Raw genomic sequence first — 21,621 nt, forward strand, 5'->3', positions numbered from 1 at the left:
GGCGCCCGCCCGCGCCCTACCAGGGCAGGTCGCGGATCTGCTGCACGCAGAGGATCAGGAAGAGCACCCCGGAGGCGGCGAGCACCAGGTTGCTCAGCCAACCGTTGCGCCAGCTCAGCGGCGTCCGACCGGTGTTGAGCAGCCACAGCAGGGTGAGCGCGAGGAAGGGCATGAAGAACGAGCCCAGCACGCCGTAGGTGATCACCAGCCCGATCGGCTGGTCCAGGAAGAGCAGCGCCATCGGGGGGAACGTCAGCCACAGCAGATAGGCGCGGAACGGCAGCGAGTGCTCCCGGTCGCCCGCCAGCGCCTCGGGACCGGCCAGCGCCGGCCTGGCGTGCGCCACGAAGTCGGCGAAGAGCAGGCTCACCCCGTGCCAGACGCCGATCACCGAGCTGAACGAGGCGGCGAAGAAGCCGATCAGGAAGAAGTCGGCGGTGATGGAGCCGAACCGCGCGTCCAGCACCTCGCCCAGGTCGAGCAGGCCCCGGTCCCCCGTGGTGATCGCGACCTCGGCCGAGTGCAGCAGCTCGGCGCCGATGACCATCATCGCGATGACGAAGACGCCGGTGGTGGCGTAGGCGACCCGGTTGTCCAGCCGCATCATCGGCATCCACCGGACGGTGGTCCAGCCCTTGGCCGTCACCCAGTAGCCGTAGGAGGCGAGCGTGATCGTACCGCCGACGCCGCCTATCAGCCCCAGCGTGTAGACGACCGAGCCGTCCGGCAGCGTCGGCCACAGCCCCGCGCCCATCGCGGCCACGTCCGGGCCGACGCGGATCGCCAGGGAGACGACCACGACGAACATGATCCCCGTGAAGACCATCATGATCTTCTCGACGATCGCGTAGCGGTTGAACCAGACGCACGCCAGCCCGGCTGTGCCGCTGAGGATGCCCCAGACCCGCAGCGAGGGCCCGTCGGGGAAGAGCGAGACCAGCGGCAGCGCGCTGGCCGACATGGCGGTGGCGCCGTAGACGAAGCCCCAGACGACGATGTAGATCCCGAAGTACCAGGTGGTCCAGCGGCCCATCGTGCGCCAGCCGTCGAGGATGGTCCGCCCGGTCGACAGGTGCCAGCGCCCCGTCGCCTCGGCCAGCGCCACCTTGATCAGACAGCCGACCACCGCCGCCCACAGCAGCGTGTACCCGTACCGGCTGCCGGCCACCGTCGTCGCGACGAGGTCCCCGGCACCGACGCCGGTCGCCGCCACCACGAGTCCGGGACCGATCAACCGCCAGCGCCTGGTCGGGGGTTGAGGTGTCTCACGCGTCGTCGCCACGGGAGGGATGCTGCCCACGAACGCGTGGTTTAAAGGCCGCGCGCACCGCGCACCACGGCGTCGCCGTCCGAAAACCGCCAGTCCGGGACGGTGTGCGCTGCTTCACTGAACCCATGAACTCGCCTGTGCCACCCACCGAGGAACTCGCCACCCGGGCCCGCCTGCTGGCCACCCTCCACGGCGGCGCCCAGCCGCTGCTGCTGCCGAACGCCTGGGACGCGCTCAGCGCGCGCCTCGTCGTCCGGGCCGGCGCCGCCGCCGTCGCCACCACCAGCTCCGGGGTCGCCTGGAGCCTCGGCCTCCCCGACGGCGACCGGCTCGGCCGCGAGGCGGCCGTCGCGGTCGTCGCCCGCGTCGCCTCCGCGGTCGACGTGCCGGTCACCGCCGACATCGAGAGCGGCTTCGCCGCCGACGCGGCCGGTGTCGGCGAGACGGTCGCCCGGGTGCTGGCCGCCGGAGCGGTCGGCGTCAACCTGGAGGACGGAGCGTACGGCGGCCCCGATCCGCTGCGCCCCGTCGAAGAGGCCGCGGAACGCCTCGCCTCGGCCAGGGCCGCCGCCGACGCGGCCGCCGTGCCGCTCTTCGTCAACGCGCGCGTCGACGTCTTCCTCCGCACGCGCGGCGCGACCACGGCGCTGGTCGGGGAGACCCTGGAACGCGGCCGTGCCTACCGGGCCGCCGGCGCCGACGGGATTTTCGTTCCCGGCGTCACCGACCCCGAGCTGGTGCGCACCCTGGCCGACGGCCTGGACGCGCCGCTCAACGTGCTGGCCGGCCCCGGCGCCCCCGACGTCGCCACCCTGGCCGCCGCCGGCGCCGCCAGGATCAGCGTCGGCTCCGGGATCGCCCAGGCCGCCTACGGGCTGGCCGAGCGGGCCGCCGAGGAGCTGCTGACCAGCGGCACCTACCGGGCCCAGGCCGGCGCCCTCGACTACGGCGATCTCAACTCCCTGATGGAACCCACCGACCGGACGCCCTGACCCGGCCCCGACCCCGCCCCGCCCCCGTTCCCGCCGCCGGTCCCGCCCCCCCGCGAACCCGCCGAACCCGCGGGGCCCGCGTCCGCCGGGAAGCCCCGTTCCCGCCGCCCCACGGGGGCGCGGCGGGAACGGTGACCACGCGTCCACCCCGGGGTGCCAGGCGCCGCCCGGCGGCCCGGCGACGGCCGCGCCACGCCTTCGCCCCACCCGCCGCGAGCTGGTCTCCCGGGCGCGCGGAGCCTAGGGTTCTGGCGGCCGTCAGGGCCGGGAGACGAGCCGTCAGGGCCCGGGGAGACGAGGGAGAGGGGCCGGGATGAACGAGCGGGGGCGGAGTGTCCGCACCGTGGAGGACGTGCTGAGGCTGATGGACGGCCTCTTCGCGTCGGGTGGCGACCGTTGGACGGACGGGGCCGCCGGCTGGTGGGACACGTTCTACCGGGACCGTTCGCGCGGGGTCCCGTTCTTCGCCGACAAACCCGACGAGAGCCTCGTCGCACTGCTGGACGAGGGAAGGGTCCCCTCCGGCGCCCGGGTGCTCGACCTCGGCTGCGGACCGGGGCGCAACGCGCTGCGTCTGGCGGCGAGCGGCCTGGAGGTGGACGCCGTCGACCTCTCCCCGACGGCCGTCGCCTGGGCGAGGGAACGCGCGGCGGCGCGCGGGGCCACCGGGGTGCGCTTCCACGAGGGCGACGCGTTCGCCCTCGCCGGCGAGACGCTGGTCGGCCCCTACGCGCTGATCCACGACTCGGGCTGCTTCCACCATCTGCCGCCGCACCGCAGGGTCAGCTATCTGGCCCTGGTCGACCGCCTGCTGGCGCCCGGAGGGTTGCTCTCGCTGAGCTGCTTCGCCGCCGGCGGCATGGGTTCCGAGCTGCCTGACGAGGCGTTCTACCGGGACGCCTCACTGTACGGCGGTCTCGCCTACAGCGAGGAGAACCTGCGGTGGATCTTCTCGGACCTCACCGCGGTCCGGCTGCGCCGGATGCGCGACGAGCCCGAGGAGTCGCCCCACTTCGGCGAGTCCTTCCTGTGGGCCGCCCTCTTCCGCCGCCCGCGCCCCGCCACCGCCGTCTGAAGGCGCGCCCTGCCACCGCCGTCCGCCCGCGCCCGCGCGGCCCTGACGGGGCGGGGGGACGGTCACCGTCAGCGCTCGTCCCACCAGCGGTCGTCCGGCTCCCGGCGGTTGGCGACGATGGTGGCGACGGGCGGGATCACGGCCGCGAGCGCGCACATCGCGATCGCCACCGGCACCGACCACAGCCGCACCACCGCGCCGCCGCCGACGAAGAGCAGCAGGCAGACGGCCATCAGCACCAGGTAGCGTCGCCGGCGTCGTCTGTACACCCGTCTCACGCTAGGCGCCGTCCCCGACCACCGCGCGCCGGCGCGGATGAGGTGTACGTGCGCCGGCGCTCAGGCGCTGAGCGGGCGCGGGTGCGGGGCGCGGCGGTCGAAGGTGGCGCGGGCGGCGCACAACTGGTCGGCGCGGCTCGCGCTCCACTCGGCTATCCGCGTCACCAGCTGCGCTATCTCCTCGCCGAGCGCGGTCAGCCGGTACTCCACCCTCGGCGGGACCGTGGGGAAGACCGTTCTGGTCAGCAGCCCCTCGCGTTCCAGCGCCCGCAGGGTCTGGGTGAGCATCTTCTGGGTGACGCCGTCCAGCCGGCGCCGCAGCTCGTTGAAGCGCAGCGCGCGCCCGTCGGCGAGCGCCACCAGCGCCAGCATCGTCCACTTGCCGGCGATCAGCTCCAGCGTGGCGCGCGGCGCGCGGCCCCGGGGAAGCACCTCGCTGCCGCGCCCGCACCCGCCGACGGCGCCGCGCTCTCGATGGTCCTCGTGCCTGCCGTTGCCCTCATGATCGAAGTCGGTCTCCACGAGGTCCCTGGATACCAGAGAACGCGGCGCATTCCCATGCTGCACCCTCGCCCCGAGGACACGACATCCCGTCCGCACCCCCGCTGACCTCGTACTTCGGCCCGCCCCGCCCGACTTGGGCGAAGCGGGCCGAGATGCGCTCGCCCGGCGGCGGGTCAGAGCACGGCGGCCAGCACCATATAGGGGAGGCTGCCGGCCAGCAGACCCGCGAAGACCACCGTCGCGACCCGGGCCGTCCGCCCCTCGCGCTCCCTGGTGGCGATGCCGGTCCCGACGAGGCCCAGCGCGCCGATCAACAGTCCGTAGAGGAAGAACACGGGGGACAGGGCCAGGGCGAGGGTGGCCGTGGCCGCGAACAGGATGCGGGTCTGTCGTGTGGTCTTGCGGTCCAGCCTGTTGTCCAGCCTGTTGTCCAGCGCCTGGTCCATGACGGAACTCCTCACCGCTGCCGGGGGTTCACCGGTCCTGCTGATCACTGTCCCCAGGTTGACCCCAGGTCATGCCCCCCTGGGGCGGTCGGTGGAACCGACTCGTCACCGTCCGCGTTCCACCGGCGGGACCGGCGCCCCGCCACCCCCCACCGCGCCGTGACCGGTCCCGGGCGCGCGGGGCTACGGTCAGCTTCCGGCCCCGGGGCTCGGACCTCGAACGAACGAGGGAGAGGCGCGCGTCGCCCCACGCTTACGCGCGCGTGAAGGAAGTGCGAAGAGGGGAGAGATCACCCCGAACGGCGCGCACAAAGCTGCCACGGTGAGAAACGGGGTGCCCGCCGGACGGTGACGGTGTGTCGGCGCGCTCCGGCGGACGGCCGGCGTGCGCGCGCACACCGGCCCCGGGCGTCTCCATCCCGATTCCAACTTCCTCCCATGGTTCCCGACCGGGTGAGGTCGCGAGAATGTCGGGAAGCGACCGGTCGAACGAACGGGAGGAAAGCGCGCGATGCGAAGGGCGCAGCTGAAGGTGGTCTCGCCCACGGGGAAGGCCGGCGTTCACGTGCTGGAGGGCGAGCAGTGCACCATCGGCCGCGCCGCCCCCCACCACGAGCCCGACATCGTGCTCGGCCCCGACCCGCAGGGCTGGATCAGCAGGCTGCACTGCATCCTCGACCTGGAGCACGGCCACTGGTGGGTCACCGACCACGCCAGGAACGGCACGCTTCTGCGCCCCGCCGCCCCCGACGGCGAGATCCGCCCGCTGCGGGGCCGTGAGCCACTGCGCCACGGGGACACCCTGCTGGTCCTCGGCGACATGGTCTCCGAGGAGGAGCTGCTGTACTGGCGGTTGACCTACGTGGACGCGCACGCGACCCGACCCGCGCCGGCCCGGCACGCCGACGGCCGGGGGGAGGAGCCGGCACGGGCCGCCGTCCGCTACGACCTGGTGGGCAGCAGGGTCTACCGGACCGAGGGCGAGCGCGAGGTGCTGATCGAGGGACTGCGCCCGAAGGGACACCAGTTGCTGCGCCACATGACGGGACGCGGCACCGGACTCCCCGGCGTCGAGGCGGTCACGTGCGAACACGACGAACTGATCGCCGCCCTCTGGCGTCCTCCTCAGGAGTGGCCGCCAGGCCGGGGCTACGACCGCACGGACCTCGCCGGAGTGGTGCGCGCGGTACGCCGACGCGTGGAGCCCGACCCGGGCGAGCCCCGGGTGCTGGAGACCGTTCCGACCATCGGTTACCGGCTCTACGTCCACCAGGGGCCGGCGCCGCGCCGGGACGGCCATGCACACCGCACCGACTGAACGACACAGCGCCGCACGACGGTTGGGGGGAGCACGGATGGGGCGGGTGGGGCCGCGACGCCGGGGGAACCTGCTGAGCCAGGGCCAGCGGATCAACGAGGCGCTGGTGGTCGACCGCGGCCTGGGCGAGGGCTCGTTCGCCGAGGTCTACCGGGTGCGGCACCAGTTCCTCGGCTGGCAGGCGCTGAAGCTCTTCCGGAACATGGCCTCCCGCGAGGAGGCGTCGGACATGATGGAGGAGGCCCGCATCCTCTCCACGCTCGGCCATCCGAACATCATCCGGGTCTTCGACGCCGGGACCGTCCAGACCGCCGCCGGCCGGCGCGGCTACATCACGATGGAGTACGTCGCGGGCGGCAGCCTGGAGCAGCTGATCGAGACGCACGGGGGAGCGGTGCCGGTCGCCCTGGTGCTGGCCGTGCTGCGGCAGGCGGCCGAGGGGCTGGCCGTCGCCCACGAGCGGGCCCACCCCATCGTCCACCGCGACCTGTCGCTGGCCAACGTGCTGGTCAGCTACGACGAGACCGGGCTGCTGGCGAAGGTCAGCGACTTCGGCCTCGCCAAGGAGACCGACCCGCTGACCATGGCCGCGAGCGCCCAGGGCACCGTCGCCTACATGCCGCCCGAGGTGCTGCGTCAGGGTGGGGGCTACTCCTGCGCCGGGGACGTCTGGGCGCTGGGCACGATCGCCTTCCTCCTGCTGACCAACCACTTCCCCTACGACGGCGGCGACCCGGTCCGTTCCTTCTCGCTGGAGCGGTTCCACCGCCCGCTGCTGCCGCCCAGCGCGTTCAACGACGAGGTCGGCCCCGAACTCGACCGACTGGTCGGCGACATGCTGCGCGTCGACCCGTCGGAACGGACCGGGTGCGCCCGCGAGGTGGCGCGCCGCGCCTCCGCGCTGAGCACGCCCACCGGGCCGCCGGCGCCGGGGACGGCTCCGGAGCCGTCCCCGGCGCGGCCGGCGCCCGCCGCGGAGGCGGAACGCGCGGCCCTCGACCTGGTGCGCATGTCCCGCGAGCCCGGCCGACTGGCCGAGGCCGCCGAGGGGTTGGCGGCCCTGATCGACGAGCACCCCGGCCTCGGCGCCCACCACCGGGCGCGCCTGACGACCTGGCGGCGAGGGGTCGTCATGTGAACGCGGGCGGTGAGGCCGTCCGAAAGGCACGACGCCCACCGGGGCGACCACAGCGGCTTGGAAGCGCACAGAGGGGGACAGGGATGGACGAACAACGAGACCGAGGCGGCGAACTCGTTCGCTTCACCGAGCTGGCCGGCAACCGGCTCTACCGGAACAACGCCTTCGCCGTCACCGGCCTTCCCGCCGACGCGGCCGGCCGCTCGGTGCGCCAGCAGCGCCAACGGCTGGACGCCCGGCTGGCGGTGCAGAAGTCCTGGCCGGGGGACCCGGAGTCCCCGCTGACCGTCGAGTACCGCGTGGAGGAGGTGCGGATCGCGTTCGACCAGTTCCAGGACGCCCGCCGGCGGCTGGTCGACGAGCTGATGTGGCGCTGGGGCGACGCCGACCTGGGCTGCGACTGCCCCGGCGACCTGCACGCCACCCACGACGCGGCCGTGCTCGCCCACGCCGAGGCGCTGGAGGGCGCCACCGCCCCCACCGGGCTCGCCGACGCACGCGCGCGCGAGCTGTGGGCGGCCGCCGCCGACGGCTGGGCGGCCACACTCGCGCACCCCTCGTTCCGCGCGCACGTCGGCCACCGCGTCGACGCGCTGGCGGAGGACCGCAGGCTCGCGGCCCTGACCGCCGACGACTTCGTGGACAAGCTGCCCGCGCTGCTGGTCTCGCCGCTCAACGAGCTGGCCGGTTTTCTCGAAACCCGCGCCGAACTCGCGGAGATCTGCGCCCGCTTCAACCGCCACGCGGTCTTCGCGCCGCTCGTCGCCGAGGGGTTCGAGCGGATCGTCGACGAGGGCTCGCGCGCGATCAACGCCACCCTGCGCGCCGCCGAGGAGGACCGCAGGGAGGGGCGCTTCTCCGACGCCCTGGACAAGCTGCGCGTACAGGTCAAGCCGGCCTACGAGGAGCTGGAGCCCTACTGGCCCTTCGTCTCCGACTGGCGCCGCGAGGAGCTGTCGCACCTCGTCGCCGTCGGCATGAACAACCTGGCGGTCGCCCTGCTGGAACACCACAGATACCAGCGGGCCAGTGCCCAGCGCTCCGGCTACCTCATCGAGTTGGCCGAGTCCGCGCTGCGCATCACGCCGACCGACCAGGGCGGCACCATCGCGGAGAACCTGCGGGTCATCCGCCAGCTCCACGGCCACGCCGCACGCCGCCGCACCAACCTCGCGGGCGCCGACACCGCCGCCGGCGCCACGCCGCAGGAGGGCACGCTCTGGGGCTGCCTGGCGTTCCTCGTCATCCTGCTCGGCATCATCGGCGTGATCGTCGCCGGCGTCAGCTCCGGCTTCGTGCCCGCCCTGCTCACCGGGCTTGGCACCCTGACGGCGCTCGGCCTGATCGGCACCTTCAGCGAGGCCGGCAGGGCGCGCAGGGAGGCCGCGCGACAGCAGGCCGCCGGGCACCAGGGGGGGAACGGCTGATGGCCCCCACCCCGCGCCGCCGGCTGCGCGCGCTCGTCGGCCAGTTGCGGCACCCGCGCGAGTTCCGCGTGCCCCCGCCGGCGCTCGACCCCGACCAGGCCGCCTGGGCCACGGCCCTGCTCGACGAGATCGCCGCGCTCGCCGAACGCGCCACGGCCGCCGCCGAGGACGGCGGGCCGGACGCCGAGGACGCCGGGACCGGCGAGCCGGACGCCGCCCCGGACACCGAGGCGCTGCTGCGCGCCGCCCTCGGCCTGTGGCGGGCCGAACGCAAGCTGGAGCAGGAGGCCGACGCCCTCACCGGCGCCGATCTGCGGCAGGTGCGCCGCCAGGTCAACGCCATCCGCCAGGCGCTGGTCGACGACGGGCTGGAGATCCAGGAACACGAGGGGATGCCCTTCGACTCGGGCCACTCCCTGGAGGTCCTCGTCTTCCAGGAGGAGCCGGGACTCACCCGCGAGACGGTCCTGGAGACCGTGCGGCCCACCATCCACTTCCGCGGCCGGCGCATCCAGATGGGACAGGTCATCGTCGGCCGCCCCGTCCGGGAACCGGCGCCCGAGCCCGCCGACACGGCCAGCGACACCGCACCGAGCAGCTGAGAGGGGAGACCAGTGCGCGAGACCATCGACTTCGGAATCGACCTCGGAACGACCAACAGCGCCATCGCCGTCGCCGAGGAGGACGGCGTGCGCGTCATCAAGAACAACGACGGCTGGGACTACACCCCCTCCGCCGTCTGGAGCCCCAAGCCCGGCGTGGTGCACGTCGGCCGCCGCGCCAGGGAGCGCACCGAGAGCGACATCGACGACGCCTACGCCGAGTTCAAGCAGGAGATGGGGACGGCCGGCGCGCACCGCACGTTCCGCCGCGCGGGCATCACCATGTCCCCGGAGCAGTTGTCCGCCGAGGTGCTGAAGTCGCTGCGCCAGGACGTCGCCCACGAGTTCGGCGAGCAGCCGGCGGCCGCGGTGATCACCGTGCCGGCCTCGTTCGCCCTCAACCAGAACAACGCCACCAGCGAGGCCGCCGCCCTCGCCGGCCTCGGCGAGCACTGCCCGCTGGTGCAGGAGCCCACCGCCGCCGCCATCGCCTACGGCGTGCAGGACGCCTCCGAGTCCGCGCACTGGATGGTCTTCGACCTCGGCGGCGGCACCTTCGACGCGGCCGTGATGAGCAAGCGCGACGGCGAGCTGCAACTCATCCAGCACGCCGGCGACCCCTACCTCGGCGGCAAGCTGATCGACTGGGCCCTCGTCGACGACCTGCTGGCCCCGGCGGTGCGACGCGGGCTGGGGCTGGACGAGTTCACCCGCAAGAACGCCCACTGGCGGCGGAACTTCGCCAAGCTCAAGCTGGAGGCGGAGAACGCCAAGATCGCCCTCTCCCGCAACCCCGAGGTCGACATCTTCGTCGACCTCGACGACGGCCGGGGCGGCACCGAACCGTTCGAGTTCACCCTCACCAGGAACGCCCTGGAGGAGCTGGCGCGCCCCTTCTACGTCCGCGCCATCCGGCTCTGCCGGGACGCCCTGGCCGAGAGCGCGCTGCGCCCCGACGACATCGACCGGATGCTGCTGGTCGGCGGCGCCACCCTCAGCCCCGGGCTGCGCGCGCTGCTGGCCGACCCCGACGAGGGCCCCGGCATCCCCCTCGACCACAGCCAGGACCCCACCACCGTGGTGGCGCGCGGCGCCGCCGTCTTCGCCCGCAGCGTCCGCGCGCCGCGCGCGCCGCACCGGGCCGCCGTCGGGGAGTTCGCCGTCGAACTCACCTATCCCGCGCAGACCGTGGACACCACCGACGTTCCCGTCTCCGGCACGGTCACCAGCGGCGACGAGGTCGACTTCACCGGCTACGCGGTCACCGTCGCCAACCCCGAGGGCAAGCTGCCGTTCCGCAGCCCGCGCACCGCGCTGACCGCGGACGGCTCCTTCTACCTCGAGGTCAGCATCGACGCCGACACCACCTCGCGCTTCGTCGTCGAGCTGACCGACGGCGCAGGCAACCGGCAGAAGCTGGTCGGCGACACCTTCTCCGTGGGCCACGCCGCCGTCGTCCCCGGTGACGCGGTCCTCACCGGCACCCTCGGCATCGGCAAGGCCGACGGCCGGTTCGACCCGCTGCTGCGCAAGGGCACCTCGCTGCCCACCATGGTCACCAAGACCTACCGCACCACCATCCCGCTGCGCCGCTCCGAGCCCGACGCCGTCATCAAGATCCCGCTGCTGGAGGGCGACCGCCGCCGCGCGGACCGCAACACCCGCGTCGGCCTGCTGGAGATCAGGCCGCGCGACGTGCGGATCGACCTGCCGGCGCAGAGCGAGGTCGAGGTGACCTTCGAGATCCAGGCCAGCAGCCGCGAGGTGCTGGTCACCGCCGACATCCCGCTGGTCCAGCAGCAGTTCGAGGCGACGATCAACCGCTCCGACCTGCTGGCCCCCGAGCACGACGAACTGGTCGACCGCCTCCACGATTTGGAGTCCCGCGTCAACGACCTGCGCGACCAGGCCGACGACGTCCACGCCGAGCAGGCGCAGCGCGCCCTCGACGACCTCACCGACCAGCGGTCCGTCCCGCAGCTCCGCAAGGACGTCGACGCCGCCGCCGTCGACACCGGCGCCGCCGTCAACAGCGACCGGCGCATCCGCGACCTGGAGGCCCAGCTCGACGACATCGAGGAGGCCATCGAGGTGCCGGGGCTCCAGCGCGAGCTGTGGGAACTCCTCGGCCAGTGCCAGGACATCATCGAGCACAACGGCGGCGGCCACTCCGACCGCGGCGAGCTGCAGTCGCTGCGCGACCGGGCCAGCGCCCTCGGCGACGACGCGAAGCCGGCCGACCTGCGCCGACTCATCGAACGCGCCAGGGAGTTCCAGGTCGAGCTGCTGCGCCGCACCGACCAGTGGGAGTTCCTGGTCTTCAACTCGCTGGAGACGATGCGCGACCAGATGCACTCCCGCGCCCAGGCGGACGCCGCGATCCTGGAGGGCCGCCAGGCCATCGCCCAGGGCAACCGCAGGGCCCTCGCCGGCGTCAACGAACGCCTGCGCCGCCTGCTCCCGCCCGGCGCCGCCGGCGAGGTGGAGCGCAGGACCGGCGGCATCAACTGAACCAGCGGCCCCACCGGCCGAAGGAGGGACAGTGACCATGACGGAACCACCGCCGCCGCGCGGCCGGGCGCCCGAGCCGACCGGCGCGCCGCTGCGCGTCGCCCTGCGGGTCTCCCGCGCCCGACGGGCCGCCCGCGCAGGCGACGTCGACGGCGCGCTGCGCGTACTCGACGAGCCCGAGGACCCCGCGTGCGCGGAGCACCCGGACGTTCTCGACCTGCGCGCCCGGCTCCACGCGCAGCGGGGCGCCCTGGACGAGGCCGCCGCGTGCTGGCGGCGGGTCCTGGCCCGGCGCCCCGACGACCCCGCCGCGCGCGCCGGCCTGGCCCGCGTCGCGCGCCTCACCGGCCGCGGCCCCCGCGCGGTGCTCGGCCGGCACCGGGCCCGCACGGCCGCGGTGCTCGCCCTCTCGACGGTCGCCGCCGCGCTCGCCGTCGGCGGCACCCTGCTCACCGGCTCCGACCCGGGGCGGGAGACCCCGGTCGCGGCCCCGACCGAGCCCGACCGCGACGACGGCCGGGGGGACGGCGCCCCGGGACCGACGGCCGAGTCCGACGCGTCGGACGCCGCCTCCGAGGCCGCCGCCGAACAGGCCGCGCTCGCCCGGGAGTTGGCTCGGGAGCTCGCCGGCCAGGGGCTGCGGGTGACCGCCGAGGGCGGCGCGGTCGAGGTCGCCTTCACCGAGGTGGTCTTCGCCGAGGCCGACCGGCTCACCCCCGGCGGCGCCGAACGCCTCGCCGCCCTCGGTGCCGCGCTCGCCGCCCACACCGGCCCCGACGCGCGCGTCGAGATCCTCGGCCACGCGGCGGCGGTTCCCGGCGCCCCCGACAGCGGCGGCTCGGTGCTCGCCCTCTGGCGCGCCCTCGTCGCCGCCCGCGAGCTCAGCGCCGCCGCCGACCGGCCGCTCACGGACTTCACCACGGGCAGCGCCGACCAGCGCGACGCCCCGTTCGACGACGCCGCGCTCAACCGCACCGTGACGGTGGAGATCACCCCGAGCGCCGCGTAGGGGCCGGACCGCCCGGCGCGCCGGAAGCCGGGGCCCGGCGTCCCGCCCGCACCCCCCCGTGGGGCGCGGGCGGGACGCCGGCCGGTGGGAAAGTCGAGCGCGATCGCTTTACGGAACTATTACAGAGCCGTTACGCATTTCGTGCGCAACCGTGGCCTTCGCATCCACAACCAGAGTTCTACTCGCCGGTTGTTATCGTGTATACATTCGTCTACCTTCCCTCGAAAGTCCCGGGGTGAACTCAGGGCCGACCTCCGCCGCCCCGGCCGGCGTTGACGGTCTGCCCGAGTGGGTGTACCGTCACAACCCGGTTCGGGGGAATCTGCACGAGAGTCACGGTGTCGCCTCCCCCGAATGTCGCAAGACATTGAGATCTGTTTACGGGGATGGGCTCTGACCTGAGCCGCTGTGACGAGTGCACTTCACTGTCGATTCGTGGTTGCTGACCGTTTCGATGGATTCTCGGTGCACACGCTCATTTCTCGACGCCTCGTCAACGGGTCACCTACGGGGGAAGGCCGACCAGTGATCGTTGGGTAGTAAAGGGCGTCGTCCTTGACCGGGGCTCGCGCCGGCGGCCGCGTCGCCGCGCTGTTCACTTCTTGTTCTTTTTGTGTTTCTCGCGTTTCTCGCGTTCTTCGGGGCTCGTTGTGGAGTCCTCGGGGGCGGGGCTGACCATCCCGTTCGAAGTGCCACAGGAGACGTTCCAGATGAATACCGCGCACCCGTCCGGGGGCGGTTGGGGGAGTGGCGATCCGTCGTCGAAGGAATTCGGCTGCCGGTCGCACGACACCGCCAAGAGCGAGCCCTATTCCGCACGACGGAATCCGCTCGCACGCGGGGCCGCCCCGGTGGCCGGGAAGGGCTTCACCGCCGCTTCCCGCGCACTCCCGGCCTTCCTTTTCCGCGACACTCCCACCCTGAGCCTGGAGTTGCCATGTTGAAGTCGGATTATTCCGCTCTGTCCAGGTTCTTCACATCGCAGGCGGAGACGGACCGGTCGCTGGCGGAGCTGGGGGACCTGTATCCCGCCTACCGCGCGGTGATGGTCAGCGACGGCACGCTCACCCAGATGCTGTCCGCGCTGCATCTGGAGGAGATCAGCACCCACACCGTGGAGAACGTCGAGGGCATACCCGACGCCGAGCAGCGGGGGTGGCTGGAGACCGACGTCGACGAGACGTGCGTACGCCGCCGGGTGACGCTCAACGGCGCGGTGACCGGGCGGACCTATGTCCGCGCGCTCTCCTATCTCTATCCGCCCCGGCTGCCGGCCTCGTTCCTCATGGAGATGAACCGCCCCGGCTCCAGCCTCGGTTCCCAGCTGCTGGCCTCACGCATCCACCACCGCCGCGAACTGCTGTGGGTGCGCACCGGCCCGGACCACGTCTTCTCGCGGCTGTACCGGATTCTGCTGCGTGACCGGCCCGCGATCCTCATTCAGGAAGAGTTTCTGGACGGCGATGTTCCTCCGTGGGAACTGACCGGGCATCCAGGCACGTCCCGAAGATGAGTGCCCGCGCGGGGCGGCCCGCGCCCGGGGGGAGACGGCCCCCCAGCACAGATCCGGTCCGAGGAAGGACCACCCAACTCATGTCCACACAGCGGGGAGGCGCGTCATGACCGACATCCCGACGGGAGTCCTGCCGGCGCCGCCCACCGGCCTCTCGCCGGTGCGCGGTCCCGGGCGGGCGCGCCCCGTCCCCGCGCTGCCGGACGTCGCCACGGTGGTCCTGCCGCTGCGCCAGGCGTCGCCGGCGCGGGCCGGCGCCGACGGACAACGGCCCGCTCCCGCCTGCGTGGTGGCGCGCGCCGACTACGACCCGCGGGGGACCGACCACACCCTTCTGCGGAGCGTGCTCGGCCCGTGCGAGCTGCGGCGTCTGGACCAACTGACCGGCGACCGGCGCCGCCAGGAGTTCACGGTGGCCCGCTACGCCGCCAAGGTCGCCACCAGGACCGCCCTCGGCCGGCACGTGCCGCCGGAATCCGTCGACACCGGCGGCGGCGTCTTCCACCAGCCGCTGCTGAGCGTCCCGGGCGAGCCGGGACTCGAGGTGTCGCTCACCCACACCGGCCGCGACGCCACCGGTACCGCCCTGGCCCTGGTGCACTCCGGGGCCTGCCCGCTCGGGATCGACCTGGAGTGGGTCGCCCCGGACACGGTGGCCGCCGCGCTCGGCGCCCTGACCGGCGCCGAACGCGCCCTCGTCGACGGCCCGGCGGCGGCGCGGGGAGCCGGCACGCCCGAGCGGCTGGCGCTGGTGCTGTGGAGCGCGCGGGAGGCGCTGTCCAAGGCCCTGCGGATCGGGCTGACGGTGCCGTTCGACGTCCTGCGCGTCTCCGACGTGACCTGGCGCGACGGCGGCTGGCTCGTGGAGTTCGGCTGCTTCCCGCACTTCCGGGCGCGTGCCGAGCTGCTGCCCGGTGACGCCGGCGTCCACGACCGCGTGGTGGTCGTCGCCCATCCGGCGCCGGCCCCGCTGCCGGCGATCGGCCTCCCCGGTTCCGCCCGCGTCGAGCCGCGCCCGGAGGTGCCCCGATGAGCGCGGCGCGCCTCGACGACCGGCCCACGACGGTCTTTCTCTGCGGCGGGCAGGGCTCGCAGTTCTTCGGCATGGCCGCCTCGCTGCACCGCGAGAACGCGGCCTTCCGCGCCAGCGCGGACGAGTGGGACGCCCACTGCCGGGAACGCCACGGTCTCGCGCCGCTCGACTACGTGCACGACCCCGCCCGGGGCCTCGGGGACCCCTGCGACGACCTGGCGCTGACCAACGCGGCGCTGTTCCTGACCGAGTACTCCCTGGCGCGGGCGCTGCGGGCCGACGGCATCCGGCCGGACGTGCTGGTCGGCGCGAGCCTCGGCGAGTTCGTCGCCCTCGCGGTCGCCGGCCGGGTCACCCCGGGCGACGCGCTGGACTTCCTGATCGGCATGGCCGGCGTCGTCACCGGCCGCGCGCCCGCCGGCGGGATGCTCGCGGTCCTCGGCGACCCCGCCCTGCACGCCACGGTGCCGGAGCTGCGCGAGGGGACCGAGATCGCCTCGGTCAACCACGAGGGGCACTTCGTCCTCACCGGCACCACCGAGGGGCTGGCGGCCGCCGAACGGGCGCTGCGGGAGCGGGACCTGGTGACCGTGTCGCTGCCGGTCAGGTTCCCCTTCCACTCCGCCGCGCTCGACCCGCTGGCCGGGGACGTCGGCCGGCTGGCCGCGGCGCTCACCGTCGCGCCTCCCGCCGAGGGGACCACGGTGATCTCCTCCGCGACCGGGCAGCCCGTCACCGAGCTGACCCCCGACCACTGCTGGCGGGCGCTGCGCGAACCGATCGCCTTCACCCGGGCGCTGTCCTCGGTCCCCGTCGCGGGCGGGCCCGTCGCCTACGTCGACCTGACCCCGTCGGCCACGCTGGCCGCGGTCATGCGGGTCAGCCACCCGGACCGGAAGACCTATCCCGTCATCACCCCGTTCGGGAACGAGCGGGCCAACCTGGCGCAGCTCGGGGCCGACGCGGCGGCGTGGCCGAGGCCGCGCGCCGCCGAGCCGGAGCGCGGCCGGAGAACGCAGAGAGGGAGCACGATGATCGGAGCGCTCTTCCCCGGGCAGGGTGCCCAGGCCAAGGGCATGGGAGAGAAGGAGTTCGCCCGCTTCCCCGAGTTGGTGCGGCAGGCCGACGAGATCCTCGGCTACTCCATCGAGGACCTGTGCCTGAACAACCCGGACGAGAGGCTGAACGAGACCCGCTACACGCAGGTCGCGCTCTACGTCGTCAGCGCCCTGGAGTACCTGGCGTGGGAAGCCGAGGGGAACAAGGCCGACTACTTCGCCGGCCACAGCGTCGGGGAGTACGCCGCGCTGCTGGCCGCCGGCGGCTTCGACTTTGCCACCGGCCTGAAGCTGGTCAAGCGCCGCGCCGAGCTGATGAGCCGGGCCGCGGGCGGCGGGATGGCGGCCGTCAGCCGCATCCCCGAGGACGAGGTCCGCGCGGTGCTCGCCACCCACCGGCTCTCCTCCCTCGACATCGCCAACCTCAACACCCCCCGCCAGACCGTGATCTCCGGCCCGCGCGAGGACGTCGAGAAGGCCAAGGAGCTGTTCGACGCCGCCGGCGGCTCGTACACGGTCCTCAAGGTCAGCGGCGCCTTCCACTCCCGCTACATGGCCGAGGCCAGCCAGGCGTTCTCCCGGCACGTCGGGGAGTTCGGCTTCACCGAGCTGCGCACCCCGGTCGTCTCCAACCTGCGGGCCCGCCCCTACCGGAACGGGGAGATCGCGCGGGTGCTGTCCTGGCAGATCACCTCGCCCGTGAAGTGGACCGAGAGCGTCCGCTACATGATGGGCAAGGGCGTCGAGACCTTCGTCCAGGTCGGTCCCGGCAAGACCGCGGCCAACATGGCCAAGCAGATCGTCCGTCTCGCCGAACCGCTGGTGGTGGACGACTGAACGCCCGCACTCCCCGCGCTTCCTCCCCCACCCACCCGCGACGTCCCGCAGACCGGAGACCACCCCGCCATGGCGAGCAGTGAGATATTCGAGACCCTCAGCCGGATCATCCAGGAGATCCTGCCGGAGGTGAAGGCCGACGACATCACCCCCGAGACCAGCCTCAGGGACCTCGGCGCGAACTCCGTCGACCGGATGGACATCATCTCGGAGACCCTGGAGGAGCACGAACTCCGCGTCTCCATGCTGGAGTTCGGCGAGCTCTCCAGCCTCGGCGAGCTGGCCGAGGCCATCGAGAAGAAGCGCGTCTCGGCGGCGTGATGCACCAGCGCGCGGACGTCGTCGTCACGGGTCTTGGGGTGCAGTGCGCCCTCGGGAACACCGTCGACGCCTTCACCCGGGGCCTGCGGGAGGGCGCCGTCGGCATCACCTACGAGCCGCCGGGGGACGAGACGCTGCCGGCCTCGTGCGGCGTGTCCGGCCGGATCGCGGCCACGCCGGCGCGGGCGCTGGAGGCGCTCGCCGAGGCCGGCGCGGTCGACGAGCGGCTGCGTGACCGGCTGCGGCACCCGCTGCGGCGGGCCCCGCGCGGCAAGGCGTTCTCGCTGCTCGCCGCGGCGGAGGCGGTCTCCAGCGCCGGGCTTGGCCCGCGCGGCGCGGGCGGCCCGGCGTCCTGGGACCCCGGCGGCTTCGGCCTGGTGGTGGCCGGCGGCGGCCCCACCCACCGGCTGATCCACGAGATGGGCGGCAGATACCGCGAGTCGCCTGCCCTCGTCCGGCCCGGCTACGCCACCGAGCTGTGGGACAGCGACCTCGTCGGCGCCGCCGGCGAGCTGTTCGGCACGCACGGCGAGAGCCTGACCACCGGGGGCGCCTCGGCCGCCGGCAACGTCGGGCTGGTCACCGCCTTCCGCCTGCTCCGGGACGGCTACGCCGACGCCTGCCTGGTGCTCGCGCCGATGGCGGAGCTGACGTTTGTCGAGCTGACGGCGCTGCGCCATGTCGGCGCGCTCGGCGGCAAGTCGGCGACCGCGGAGTCGCTGGCCGGGCGACCCGCCTCGTTCAGCCGCCCGTTCGACGCCGCGCACGACGGCTTCGTCCCCGGGGAGGGCGCCGCCGCGCTCCTGCTGGAGACCGCCGCCGGGGCCGCCGCGCGGGGCGCCGTCCCGCTGGCCGGCGTCCGGGGCGGCGCCGTCGTGCTCCACGGCGAGCGCGGCACCGCGCCCTCGGTGGACGCGGAGGTGCGCGTCATGCGCCGCGCCCTCGACCAGGCGGGCCTCGCCCCCGGCGCGATCGACTACGTCAACGCCCACGCGACCTCCACGCCGTTGGGTGACGAGGCGGAGGCCGCGGCGCTGACGGAACTGCTGGGCGAGCACGCCACGAGGCCGTGGGTGAACGCCACCAAGGCCCTCACGGGCCACTGCCTCGGCTCGGCCTCCGCGATCGAGGCCGTCGCCTGTGTGCAGCAGCTGCGGCACGGGTTCGCGCACCCCAACCCGCACCTGAGGGAGCCCGTCCAGGGCGCGCTCAAGCTGAACCTGGTGCCGCCGGGCGCCGTCACGGCGGAACTCAGGTACGCGATCAACAACGGTTTCGGCTTCGGCGGCATCAACTCGTGCGTCGTCCTCGAACGGGCCACCGCCCCGGGGGACGGCCGGGACGACGGCGACGACCACGGCGACAGAGCGTCATCCTGAGGAAGAGAGAGCAAGTGGGACCGGTCGGCATTGAATCCATGAACTTCTACGGCGGCACCGCCTATCTGGACGTCGCGGAGCTGGCGGAGCGCCGAGAGCTCGACATGCAGCGGTTCAGCAATCTGCTGATGCACGCGAAGACCGTTGCCCTTCCCTACGAGGACCCCGTCTCCCTCGCCGTCAACGCGGCCAAGCCGCTCGTCGACGCGCTGTCCGACGCCGAGCGCGACCGCGTCGAGATGCTGATCACCTGCACCGAGTCGGGCATCGACTTCGGCAAGTCCGTCAGCACCTATGTCCACGACTACCTCGGACTCAACCGCAACTGCCGCCTGTTCGAGCTGAAGAACGCCTGCTACTCGGGGACCGCCGGCTTCCAGATGGCGATCAACTCCGTCCTGGCGCAGGTCTCCCCGGGGGCCAAGGCCCTGGTCGTCGCGACCGACCTGGCGCGGTTCATCGTCGCCGACGCGGGCGAGGCGCTCTCCGAGGACTGGTCGTTCGCCGAGCCCAGCGGGGGCGCCGGCGCCGTCGCCCTGCTGGTCAGCGACCGGCCCGAGGTCTACCGGGTCGACGTCGGCGCCAACGGCTACTACGGCTACGAGACCATGGACACCTGCCGGCCCGTCCCGGACAGCGAGGCCGGCAACGCCGACCTGTCCCTGATGTCCTACCTGGACTGCTGCTTCGAGTCCTTCCAGGAGTACCAGCGGCGGGTACCGGAGGCCGACTACCGCGAGACGTTCTCCTACCTCGCCTTCCACACGCCGTTCGGCGGCATGGTCAAGGGCGCCCACCGCACCATGATGCGCAAGCTCTACCGCGCCGGCCGCAAGGACATCGACGAGGACTTCGAGGCCCGCGTCACCCCCGGCCTGACCTACTGCCAGCACGTCGGCAACATCATGGGCGGCACCGTGCTGCTCTCCCTGCTGAGCACCATCGCCAACGGCGACTTCCGGGAGCCGCGCCGCATCGGCTGCTTCTCCTACGGCTCCGGCTGCTGCTCGGAGTTCTACAGCGGGGTGGTCGACGCGGCCGGTCAGGAGAAGGTCCGCGCCATGGGGGTGGCCGAACACCTCGACGGGCGCTACCGGCTGGACTTCGACACCTACGAGCGGCTGCTGAAGGAGAACGAGACCGTGCGGTTCGGCACCCGCAACGTCGAGATCGACTTCGACACCTACACCGAGCCGCTCGGCGCGGCGCGCGGCGGCGACGTGCTGGTGCTGCGCGGCATCAACGAGTTCCACCGCGAATACACCTGGATCTGACGGGAGTCACGGGGACATGATCCGGGGAAGAGCGCTGGACGCCACGGTCGAGAACGGCGTCTGCCGGGTGCGGTTCAACCGCCCCGAGGCGAGGAACACCATCACGCCCGACCTGATAGCCGAGCTGGGGCGCGCCCTCGACGCGTGCGAGGAACGGGCCGTCGGCGTCGTGGTGGTGGAGGGCGGCGACCGCGACTTCTGCTTCGGGGCCGACCTCGACAGCGTCGCCGCCGGCGAGCCGGGGGACGCCGACCGGGACCGGGGCAACGTCGACGCCCTGTACGACCTGTGGCTGCGGATGGCCACCGGCCCCCAGATCCTCGTCGCCCACGTGCGCGGCCGGGCCAACGCCGGCGGCGTCGGCTTCGTCGCCGCCAGCGACGTCGTCATCGCCGACGACACCGCCACCTTCGGCCTCTCCGAGCTGCTGTTCGGGCTCTACCCGGCGATGGTGCTGCCCTTCCTGACCCGCCGGGTCGGCTTCGGCAAGGCCCACTACATGACCCTCATGACCCGGCCGGTCCCCGCCGCCAGGGCCGCCGAGTGGGGCCTGGTCGACGCGCACGGGCCGCGCGGCGACCAGCTGCTGCTCCAGCACCTCGGCCGGCTGCGCCGCATCCCGCCCGAGACGGTGGGGAGTTACAAGCGCTACATGGGCCGGATCAGCCCGGTCGCCCTCGAGGCGGCCAGGGAGCCCGCGGTGCGGGCCAACCTCGACATCTTCTCCGACCCCGCCAACCTCCGACGCGTCACGCGCTTCGTCGAGGACGGCGTCTACCCCTGGGAGGCGAGCCGATGACCGGCCCCACCGAGGAAGCGGCGCGCGAGCCCGTGGTCACCCTGCGGCAGCCGTCCGAGGGTGTCGCCCTGATCACCCTCCAGGACCGGGCGCACAAGAACACGTTCACCGAGGAGCTGATCGACGGTCTCGTCGACGCCTTCCGCACCGTGTCCGCCGCCGAGGAGTACCGGGTGGTGGTGCTCACCGGCTACGGCAACTACTTCGCGACCGGCGGCACCCAGCGCGACCTGATCGCGATCCAGGAGGGCCGGATGGCCTTCACCGCCGCCGACACCGGCGAGGTCGCCAGCGGCACCTACAGCCTCCCCCTGGACTGCCCGGTCCCCGTGATCGCCGCCATGCAGGGCCACGCGGTGGGCGGCGGACTGTGCATGGGCCTCTTCAGCGACTTCGTCATCCTCGCCACGGAGAGCGTCTACACCGCCAGCTTCATGAAGTACGGCTTCACCCCCGGCTTCGGCGCCACCCTCGTCCTGCGCGAGAAGCTCGGCGGCCCGCTGGCCCACGAGTTCCTGGTCACCGCCCGCACCTACCGGGGGGCCGACCTCGCCAGGCGCGGCGTCCCGTTCGAGGTGGTGCCCCGGCGCGAGGTGCTCGACCGGGCGCTCGACCTGGCCCGGCTGGTGGCCGAGAAGCCCCGGCTGTCCCTCGTCACCCTCAAGGACCACATGGTGGCCGACCTGCGCGCGCGCCTGCCACAGGTGATCGAGCAGGAGCTGGCCATGCACGAGGTGACGTTCCACCAACCCGAGGTCAGGGAGCGGATCTTGGGCCTCTACGGCTAGCGGGGCGACGCGTCCGCGGGGAGGACGTGACCGACCGGATCAATCGTGG

20 protein-coding genes are annotated in these 21,621 nt (G+C 73.4%); 16 read left to right on the forward strand and 4 right to left on the reverse strand.

Translation table 11 applies throughout. The features are described from left to right. Positions 1 to 16 precede the first annotated feature (16 nt). A complete protein-coding gene (locus CRP51_RS20235) occupies positions 17 to 1,291 on the reverse strand; it encodes an Nramp family divalent metal transporter (protein WP_097232723.1) in 1,275 nt (424 codons plus the stop codon). A 104-nt stretch (positions 1,292 to 1,395) separates the two neighbouring features. Between CRP51_RS20235 and CRP51_RS20240 the strand changes: the two genes are divergently transcribed. Next, positions 1,396 to 2,262, forward strand: coding sequence for an isocitrate lyase/PEP mutase family protein (locus tag CRP51_RS20240; RefSeq protein ID WP_097232688.1), 867 nt, complete (start codon positions 1,396 to 1,398; stop codon positions 2,260 to 2,262). A gap of 313 nt (positions 2,263 to 2,575) precedes the next feature. Further along, complete coding sequence (locus CRP51_RS20245) at positions 2,576 to 3,337, forward strand: class I SAM-dependent methyltransferase (protein WP_097232689.1); 762 nt, start codon at positions 2,576 to 2,578, stop codon at positions 3,335 to 3,337. A 68-nt stretch (positions 3,338 to 3,405) separates the two neighbouring features. On the opposite strand, the gene CRP51_RS20250 is transcribed toward CRP51_RS20245, so the two are convergent. The 3 genes from CRP51_RS20250 to CRP51_RS20260 form a co-directional block, all read right to left on the reverse strand. Further along, positions 3,406 to 3,606 carry a DUF3099 domain-containing protein gene (locus tag CRP51_RS20250; RefSeq protein WP_245880699.1) on the reverse strand — a complete coding sequence of 67 codons (201 nt, stop codon included), beginning with the start codon at positions 3,604 to 3,606 and terminating at the stop codon, positions 3,406 to 3,408. A 69-nt stretch (positions 3,607 to 3,675) separates the two neighbouring features. Further along, on the reverse strand, positions 3,676 to 4,137 hold the full coding sequence (locus CRP51_RS20255; protein WP_439333196.1) for a winged helix-turn-helix transcriptional regulator: 462 nt from the start codon (positions 4,135 to 4,137) through the stop codon (positions 3,676 to 3,678). A 155-nt stretch (positions 4,138 to 4,292) separates the two neighbouring features. Continuing rightward, the gene (locus tag CRP51_RS20260) at positions 4,293 to 4,565 is read right to left on the reverse strand and encodes a hypothetical protein (protein WP_097232691.1); all 273 of its coding nucleotides are present in this window, start codon (positions 4,563 to 4,565) and stop codon (positions 4,293 to 4,295) included. Positions 4,566 to 5,076: 511 nt separating this feature from the next. Between CRP51_RS20260 and CRP51_RS20265 the strand changes: the two genes are divergently transcribed. The 14 genes from CRP51_RS20265 (at position 5,077) to CRP51_RS20330 (ending at position 21,572) form a co-directional block, all read left to right on the forward strand. Next, positions 5,077 to 5,883 carry an FHA domain-containing protein gene (locus tag CRP51_RS20265; protein ID WP_097232692.1) on the forward strand — a complete coding sequence of 269 codons (807 nt, stop codon included), beginning with the start codon at positions 5,077 to 5,079 and terminating at the stop codon, positions 5,881 to 5,883. 37 nt (positions 5,884 to 5,920) lie between these two features. After that, on the forward strand, positions 5,921 to 7,021 hold the full coding sequence (locus CRP51_RS20270; protein ID WP_170970621.1) for a serine/threonine-protein kinase: 1,101 nt from the start codon (positions 5,921 to 5,923) through the stop codon (positions 7,019 to 7,021). Between the two features lie 83 nt (positions 7,022 to 7,104). Beyond that, a complete protein-coding gene (locus CRP51_RS20275) occupies positions 7,105 to 8,448 on the forward strand; it encodes a hypothetical protein (RefSeq protein ID WP_097232694.1) in 1,344 nt (447 codons plus the stop codon). After that, a complete protein-coding gene (locus CRP51_RS20280; RefSeq protein WP_097232695.1) occupies positions 8,448 to 9,050 on the forward strand; it encodes a hypothetical protein in 603 nt (200 codons plus the stop codon). The genes CRP51_RS20275 and CRP51_RS20280 overlap by 1 nt, the downstream gene beginning before the upstream one ends. 12 nt (positions 9,051 to 9,062) lie before the next feature. Continuing rightward, positions 9,063 to 11,561, forward strand: coding sequence for an Hsp70 family protein (locus tag CRP51_RS20285; RefSeq protein ID WP_097232696.1), 2,499 nt, complete (start codon positions 9,063 to 9,065; stop codon positions 11,559 to 11,561). A gap of 37 nt (positions 11,562 to 11,598) precedes the next feature. Then, positions 11,599 to 12,570, forward strand: coding sequence for a tetratricopeptide repeat protein (locus tag CRP51_RS20290; protein ID WP_097232697.1), 972 nt, complete (start codon positions 11,599 to 11,601; stop codon positions 12,568 to 12,570). A 937-nt stretch (positions 12,571 to 13,507) separates the two neighbouring features. Then, a complete protein-coding gene (locus CRP51_RS20295; protein ID WP_097232698.1) occupies positions 13,508 to 14,083 on the forward strand; it encodes a chorismate pyruvate-lyase family protein in 576 nt (191 codons plus the stop codon). A 106-nt stretch (positions 14,084 to 14,189) separates the two neighbouring features. Continuing rightward, a complete protein-coding gene (locus CRP51_RS20300) occupies positions 14,190 to 15,116 on the forward strand; it encodes a 4'-phosphopantetheinyl transferase family protein (protein ID WP_097232699.1) in 927 nt (308 codons plus the stop codon). Next, a complete protein-coding gene (gene fabD, locus CRP51_RS20305; protein WP_097232700.1) occupies positions 15,113 to 17,011 on the forward strand; it encodes an ACP S-malonyltransferase in 1,899 nt (632 codons plus the stop codon). Before CRP51_RS20300 ends, fabD begins: the two co-directional genes overlap by 4 nt. A gap of 69 nt (positions 17,012 to 17,080) precedes the next feature. After that, entirely contained in the window at positions 17,081 to 17,332 is a 252-nt protein-coding gene (locus CRP51_RS20310; protein ID WP_097232701.1) for a phosphopantetheine-binding protein, read from the forward strand. Then, entirely contained in the window at positions 17,332 to 18,711 is a 1,380-nt protein-coding gene (locus tag CRP51_RS20315) for a beta-ketoacyl synthase N-terminal-like domain-containing protein (protein ID WP_097232702.1), read from the forward strand. The genes CRP51_RS20310 and CRP51_RS20315 overlap by 1 nt, the downstream gene beginning before the upstream one ends. 14 nt (positions 18,712 to 18,725) lie before the next feature. After that, positions 18,726 to 19,985 (forward strand): hydroxymethylglutaryl-CoA synthase family protein, encoded by a 1,260-nt coding sequence (locus CRP51_RS20320; RefSeq protein ID WP_097232703.1) that lies wholly within the window; start codon positions 18,726 to 18,728, stop codon positions 19,983 to 19,985. A gap of 16 nt (positions 19,986 to 20,001) precedes the next feature. Then, complete coding sequence (locus tag CRP51_RS20325) at positions 20,002 to 20,784, forward strand: enoyl-CoA hydratase/isomerase (RefSeq protein WP_097232704.1); 783 nt, start codon at positions 20,002 to 20,004, stop codon at positions 20,782 to 20,784. Next, positions 20,781 to 21,572 (forward strand): polyketide synthase, encoded by a 792-nt coding sequence (locus CRP51_RS20330; RefSeq protein ID WP_097232705.1) that lies wholly within the window; start codon positions 20,781 to 20,783, stop codon positions 21,570 to 21,572. Before CRP51_RS20325 ends, CRP51_RS20330 begins: the two co-directional genes overlap by 4 nt. Positions 21,573 to 21,621 lie beyond the last annotated feature (49 nt).

The organism is Streptomyces zhaozhouensis (genome assembly GCF_900230195.1).
Lineage (GTDB): Bacteria > Actinomycetota > Actinomycetes > Streptomycetales > Streptomycetaceae > Streptomyces > Streptomyces zhaozhouensis.

Excerpts from the sequence above, each read along its gene's own strand:
- CRP51_RS20260 (WP_097232691.1), bottom strand. The coding sequence starts at position 4,565 with ATGGACCAGGCGCTGGACAACAGGCTGGACAACAGGCTGGACCGCAAG.
- CRP51_RS20275 (WP_097232694.1), top strand. The coding sequence starts at position 7,105 with ATGGACGAACAACGAGACCGAGGCGGCGAACTCGTTCGCTTCACCGAG.
- CRP51_RS20290 (WP_097232697.1), top strand. The coding sequence starts at position 11,599 with ATGACGGAACCACCGCCGCCGCGCGGCCGGGCGCCCGAGCCGACCGGC.
- CRP51_RS20270 (WP_170970621.1), top strand. The coding sequence starts at position 5,921 with ATGGGGCGGGTGGGGCCGCGACGCCGGGGGAACCTGCTGAGCCAGGGC.
- fabD (WP_097232700.1), top strand. The coding sequence starts at position 15,113 with ATGAGCGCGGCGCGCCTCGACGACCGGCCCACGACGGTCTTTCTCTGC.
- CRP51_RS20295 (WP_097232698.1), top strand. The coding sequence starts at position 13,508 with ATGTTGAAGTCGGATTATTCCGCTCTGTCCAGGTTCTTCACATCGCAG.
- CRP51_RS20330 (WP_097232705.1), top strand. The coding sequence starts at position 20,781 with ATGACCGGCCCCACCGAGGAAGCGGCGCGCGAGCCCGTGGTCACCCTG.
- CRP51_RS20310 (WP_097232701.1), top strand. The coding sequence starts at position 17,081 with ATGGCGAGCAGTGAGATATTCGAGACCCTCAGCCGGATCATCCAGGAG.
- CRP51_RS20265 (WP_097232692.1), top strand. The coding sequence starts at position 5,077 with ATGCGAAGGGCGCAGCTGAAGGTGGTCTCGCCCACGGGGAAGGCCGGC.
- CRP51_RS20245 (WP_097232689.1), top strand. The coding sequence starts at position 2,576 with ATGAACGAGCGGGGGCGGAGTGTCCGCACCGTGGAGGACGTGCTGAGG.
- CRP51_RS20280 (WP_097232695.1), top strand. The coding sequence starts at position 8,448 with ATGGCCCCCACCCCGCGCCGCCGGCTGCGCGCGCTCGTCGGCCAGTTG.
- CRP51_RS20325 (WP_097232704.1), top strand. The coding sequence starts at position 20,002 with ATGATCCGGGGAAGAGCGCTGGACGCCACGGTCGAGAACGGCGTCTGC.
- CRP51_RS20300 (WP_097232699.1), top strand. The coding sequence starts at position 14,190 with ATGACCGACATCCCGACGGGAGTCCTGCCGGCGCCGCCCACCGGCCTC.
- CRP51_RS20315 (WP_097232702.1), top strand. The coding sequence starts at position 17,332 with ATGCACCAGCGCGCGGACGTCGTCGTCACGGGTCTTGGGGTGCAGTGC.
- CRP51_RS20240 (WP_097232688.1), top strand. The coding sequence starts at position 1,396 with ATGAACTCGCCTGTGCCACCCACCGAGGAACTCGCCACCCGGGCCCGC.